Source organism: Clostridium sp. HV4-5-A1G (assembly GCF_900184915.1).
GTDB lineage: Bacteria > Bacillota > Clostridia > Clostridiales > Clostridiaceae > Clostridium_B > Clostridium_B aromativorans.
In genome coordinates this window covers 1-5,759 of the sequence record NZ_FXYI02000208.1, presented here as the reverse complement: position 1 = coordinate 5,759, position 5,759 = coordinate 1, and the positions used below count along the sequence as shown (strand labels likewise).

Annotated in this window: 5 protein-coding genes and 1 pseudogene; all 6 read right to left on the bottom strand. The window is 31.0% G+C overall.

Annotation, left to right across the window (positions count from 1 at the left end; genetic code table 11):
* Positions 1–433: hypothetical protein (locus J5G60_RS16195; protein ID WP_207876580.1), on the bottom strand; the 433-nt coding region annotated here is incomplete at its 3' end.
* 195 nt (positions 434–628) lie between these two features.
* On the bottom strand, positions 629–1,561 hold the full coding sequence (locus J5G60_RS16190; RefSeq protein ID WP_150355773.1) for a DUF1848 domain-containing protein: 933 nt from the start codon (positions 1,559–1,561) through the stop codon (positions 629–631).
* Positions 1,558–2,463, bottom strand: coding sequence for a hypothetical protein (locus J5G60_RS16185; protein WP_150355772.1), 906 nt, complete (start codon positions 2,461–2,463; stop codon positions 1,558–1,560). The genes J5G60_RS16190 and J5G60_RS16185 overlap by 4 nt, the downstream gene beginning before the upstream one ends.
* Before the next feature lie 120 nt (positions 2,464–2,583).
* The gene (locus J5G60_RS16180; RefSeq protein WP_150355771.1) at positions 2,584–2,808 is read right to left on the bottom strand and encodes a hypothetical protein; all 225 of its coding nucleotides are present in this window, start codon (positions 2,806–2,808) and stop codon (positions 2,584–2,586) included.
* Positions 2,809–3,630: 822 nt separating this feature from the next.
* Positions 3,631–5,073 (bottom strand): flagellin N-terminal helical domain-containing protein, encoded by a 1,443-nt coding sequence (locus tag J5G60_RS16175; RefSeq protein WP_150355770.1) that lies wholly within the window; start codon positions 5,071–5,073, stop codon positions 3,631–3,633.
* Positions 5,074–5,280: 207 nt separating this feature from the next.
* Positions 5,281–5,642 (bottom strand): annotated as a pseudogene (locus tag J5G60_RS16170) (four helix bundle protein).
* Positions 5,643–5,759: the final 117 nt, after the last annotated feature.

Genomic DNA, 5,759 nt, shown 5'->3' with positions numbered 1-5,759 from the left:
ATATTAGTTTAATAAAATCAATAAATATTTCTTTATTATCAACAACAAAATAATCTACTGACATAATATCATCTTGTCCGTATTCTTTTATATTCATACCGTTAACTTCAGATTTAATCTCATCCTTTAAAAAACGGTTATAAATATGAATTTTCAATGGATATATTCTAGAATCATGACTAATGCTAAATACATCACTAAAATTATTTTTTTCATAATATAACCTAAAAGTTGATGCACAATCATAATTTTGAGGATCATAAAATTGTTTATAAATTTTTATATACGGGTCAAAATATCCGAATAATAAGTGAGCTGTAACTTTATTTTCAGTAAGGCTTCCTAATATATTTGCCTGTTCATTTAAAATCTTTTCAGGAAAACTTATTCCTTTACAATCACAGTCAAAATTTTTTGGCCACAAACTTTCCATACTTTCCATCTCCCTACATTTTTTCTTTTAATTATGCTACTTTCGTAATATATTAAAACAATATGATATTAGTTCAATAGATACATTTTCTCATTCTCAATAGTCTTTGGTTTGGTAACCCCCAATGTCTTCACAAAATCGATTATGTCAAAATCAAACCATATTTCATTAAACTAATATCTATAATTAGATATTCTATAAAAAGGATATCTGTCCTTTCCTATATGACTTCATTTTTCTATCCACAATTTTCTCATCTCTATCTAATTTGCCAAACAGCAATGGAGATTTTTTATCATGCTTCAATAAATTTTTTTCAACAACATTCCTATTAAAATTTGCATAACAGTACAGACAATTATGGTTGCAGGTATTATAAGCTCCTATATCAACACTTTTTACGCATCCACATACTTCCCTTTGATTTGGATCTTTATCGATGGATAGTTTCTGCCCGACAATACGGGAAATAAGTTTATCATCTATACATTTTCCATGAGCGATATTAAATTGAGATAAATCTATATTTTCTGAACAGGTTTCAAGTGTTAAATCATATTTAAAAGCTATTTTAGAAAACCTTTCAGCTAATTCAAGCATATCATTTTCTTTTATAGGTAAAATATTTATTTTACTTAAATTACGTTCAGTTTTTTTATATAAATCTAAAAAGCTAATAACGCATTTCTTAGTATATGGACTTAATCTTTTTGCAAGATATTCAAACCATTTATAATGATATTCTCGTGTAAATTTATCAGTTAATATTATAGGATCATACCGCCATATTATCTTATCATTACCAATTTTAGTAGATAATTTAATGAAAGTATCTATTAAATACCTTTTAGCAGGTACATTCTTTTCTAAAGTTTTGTCATAAGAGTTTAAAGTAAATTGAAAATAATAATTATATTCTTTAATTTCATCAAGTTTTTTAAGCATTTTTCTAGGGTTTTTAGTCCAAAATACTATACAATCTATTACCTTTGGATTTAAATTTATCCTGCTAATCTGTTTGGCGTTAAATGGATTTTTTACCAATACAAAACCCTCTTTTATCCTATTAAAAAACCACCCACTGTAAAAAGCTGGTATATCAGTCCTCCTGCTTACACTCAATATCATTTAGTATCCTCTCTTTTTAATCTTAATATCTGATATTCTATCTGCGAACATCTTTTTATTGGATAATGATTCATTATTTTGCAATCATCATCACATGGATTGCATCCATTTTCTATATATTTTTGACAATTTTCATTTAAATTAATCAAGAAATTCTCTATATCTCCAGGATATATATATTTATCGCATACATCCTCTAATTTAGAATACTCATCCATACCATTCTTAGAGTAATACGTATATTTTCGTTTATCATCTAAACATTTATATCTCTGATTTTTTTCCAGAGTGTTTGCTATTATTTCTAATCTATCTATATCAATAATATCTCTCTTTTTTCTAACAGAAGATATCAATACTAGTTTATCGCTTCTAAACTCCGTATTTATAATTATATTCTTTAGATTGTTAAAAGTAAAATTATTAAATTCACCTATGGATTTAGGAAACATAATAACATTGTAATCCTTTCCTATAAATTTATCTATAGCACTTAAATCTCGGCTGAAAAGATTATAATTGTCAATGTTCAAATTATCCCAATATTCCCATTCTACTTTATCTAATCCCGTATATGCTACTGGTAATTTATAATTGCTATCTTGTATTGCAAAGTTCAATCCCCACGAATCCATTCCACATCCAGCACCTAGAGATATAACATTTATATTGTTTAAAAAGTTTTTTTCTAGTAATTCACTATATATTAAATAATATTCTGTCGTATACGCCGGTAAATATCTCAATAAATAGTATTCCTGTATTATTAATTCACTGTAATCAGGGATATTTCCTCCGTCAAATCTAAAAGTTTTTAATTGGCAATATCTTTGTTGTTCTTCCATATTGCTTTTAAAATTTTTTAATATTTCGTACATTTTTCTTATGATGAATTCCCTCAAAACATAGTGCCCCCAATAATATTATTAATATTTATCATATCCATATATATCCAATTAGTTTATACTCTAAAATTCTTTTAATATAAGTACTCCTACAAATAAATACTTATATTAATTTCCTTATTCTATAATTTCAATTATAGATTTATTAACCTCTAATCTTTTTGCAATATCTTCAACTAGTTCATCCTCAGAGTGGTACTCAGTATTATCAATCAACTCTTGATGGTCCACCTCTATACTATTCTTGTCATAAGAAAGTACGCTACCACATCTTATAATTCCATCCATATATTCAGGAACATTATCATCCAAAAAAATTCGAACTTTTACTATTGGTAACATATACAACACACCCCCATCACTAATACCTCTATATAAAAACTACCAATTTACAAATATTATTTGGTAATTTTAAAAAGAGAGAACCAATCACACCGATTAGTCCTCTCTTAATGTTATTACATTCTATTCAATTAATTATTAAAACTCTTTATTTTTACTTTAAGTTCTCCTCTAAAGGAAACTCCGCCTCCTCACGTCGGTGGAGTACTCACAGAGTAAGCGACTATATCAAAATCATAGATTTTGTATATCTGCTTAACCGATTCACGCAGATTTAGCTACCGCTAAATCTGGTTCTCTGCTTATCTCAATAACTGAAGAACCTGTTGAGGCTGTTGATTTGCTTGCGTTTCACCAATGACCTTTCAATCACTGCCAGACTATATCTTCACCCATTTTTTAGTTAAAAGTTATAAATTAAAAATTAATAATCATATTTGAAATTCAGTTCACTGAATTTTCTCCTTCACTCTTCATTTTAAACTTTCAACTAATTTCCGGGGTTGGGCACTTCGGGAAGCCTCCTCCCTACGAGTTTCATCACCATACAAGTTTCTATAAGTGTCAATTGCCCCCTGCTTAGATGGTATACTCTAGTCGTTGAACCTTCTCCAGCCTTTCGGCACAGGAGCTTGGCTGCTGATTATCCAATCTGTTTGCTTTTCAGCCTGTCACACCTGCCCTTTCGGACTTTGCTTTAGGGAAACAGCTTAAGGAAGTTCCAGCAATTCACCCAATGTACTTGAAGATCACTCTCCAAGAGACCCTATAAATACTTAACCACATTTAATTTCCAATTTTTGTATTGGGGTCAGACCCCTATTACCTAAGCAGCTGTAATACCTGCTGTGGTTGAGTATTTGCTTGAGCCAGCATTGCCTGAGCAGCCTGAGAAAGAATATTGTTCTTTGAGTACTCAGACATCTCTGATGCCATATCAACGTCTCTGATTCTTGATTCAGCAGAAGTTAAGTTTTCTGATGAAGTTCCAAGATTGTTTATGGTATGTTCCAATCTGTTCTGGTAAGCACCTAATTTAGCCCTTGATTCAGATACAGTCTTAATTGCATTATCTATAGTAGTAATTGCTCTTCCAGCTGCTGATTGAGTTGATACATTAATACCTTTTTGTACTACTGCATTTGATGTTACATTACCTTGAGCATCTATAACTGCTGCTGTAGATGCAGTTGTATTTTGAGCAATGCCTGCATCTCCTGATGTCAATGATGCAAACGTAAATGCTGCTGTAGCAGTTCTGCCCGTCTCGTCATCTCCAATTACCACTGATGATTGATTATTATGAACAGTTACAACATCTCCAATATTTCCTGCAGTATTCGCTAATTGGAGTGTAGCATATTCAGCTGTTACTGCCATAGTGCCAGTTTGTCCCACTGCATTTGTCGAATCACTTGCTATTGAAACTTTTACTCCATCTCCAAGGTTAAAAGTTCCAGTTCCTGAAGCTCCCTCCCAAGTTGTTCCTCCATCTTTAGAATATTCAATTGAAGTTACATCTCCTGTTGCAGGTGTTCCTATTGTTTTAATTCTAATCTGATAATTTACATCTTCAGAACCAGTATATGCTGAACTCGCATCAGCAAGTGCTCCTTTAATTGAGCCTTGTGCAGCTGTATAAGTTGCTGCAGTAATGTCACTTGCTGTCACTTTTGCACCAGCTCCAAGATCTTCTGTAACACCTGATATACCTGTAACACCGTGTGCTGCTGTTATAGATGTATTAATTAAATCTGCTGAAACACCTAACGACTTCGCATCCATTGCATTAACATGTAAAGAAATAGTTTGATTTTGATTTGCTCCTATCTGAAAAGTATCATTTAATCCACCTGCCAATAAGTTCTGTGTATTAAATTCAGTAGTATTTGAAATTCTTGTAATTTCCTCTGCAAGCTGATCAACTTCTGATTGTATCTTAGTTCTGTCATCATCTGTATTGGTATCGGTAGCTGACTGAACAGCAAGAGTTCTCATTCTCTGAAGTATGCTGTGAGTTTCATTCAATGCACCCTCGGCAGTCTGAATAAGAGATATAGCATCCTGTGAGTTTGAAGATGCCTGGTTGAGTCCGTTTATCTGTCCTCTCATTTTTTCGGATATTGCAAGACCTGCTGCATCGTCTCCAGCTCTGTTTATTCTGAGACCTGAAGAAAGTTTTTCCATTGCTTTTGAAGCATTATTTGAATTGATGTTCATGTTTCTCAGGGCATTGTTTGCCATAAGATTGTGATTGATTATCATATTTATTCCTCCTTGATTTTTTTACTGGACATCCTTGTCCATTTTATTTATAGTTACTTCTTTTAAGTTACAACTGATTTGACGGTTATAAGCTTAACTGAAGAGTACTAACAGATTTATTTAGTTAAGAGTGTAGAGTTATGGTTGGAATTTTTTAATTTCATTAAAAAATTCCTTCATTTACTTTTCATTCTTAACTCTTGATTATTAACTTATATTAAGCTGCTTCTTTGTAGTTTTTACAATTGCAACTAACATCTTATTCAGTTCAGTACAATTCTCTATTAAAAATTCATACTTTGAAATATCAATATAATTAGTTGCAGTTAATAATTCTAACCAATATAGGGTTTCAGAACATTCTTTTAAAGAAATATTCATTTTCCATAAAAATCTCTTTTACTCTGTGAAAATAAACCCTCTCTAATATTCGCTCCAATACTGGTTCCTGATCTTAACAGCTGTTTTGAAAGAACATACTCCCTTTTTTCCTGTGATAGATACTTATATAATTCAACTATGCTTACAGAAAATTTAAAAGCTTTGTTGTAAACCAGACTTTTCTTCAACTCTTCAACCTCCCAGATGTATTGACTTATTAGCATTATCAACAAATCAATTCATCCTTAATCAGTTGAATTTATTTTTTCTTTAGTATAGAATATAAAATTAATAATATATAGTAT

Excerpts from the sequence above, each read along its gene's own strand:
- J5G60_RS16180 (WP_150355771.1), bottom strand. The coding sequence starts at position 2,808 with ATGTTACCAATAGTAAAAGTTCGAATTTTTTTGGATGATAATGTTCCT.
- J5G60_RS16175 (WP_150355770.1), bottom strand. The coding sequence starts at position 5,073 with ATGATAATCAATCACAATCTTATGGCAAACAATGCCCTGAGAAACATG.
- J5G60_RS16190 (WP_150355773.1), bottom strand. The coding sequence starts at position 1,561 with ATGATATTGAGTGTAAGCAGGAGGACTGATATACCAGCTTTTTACAGT.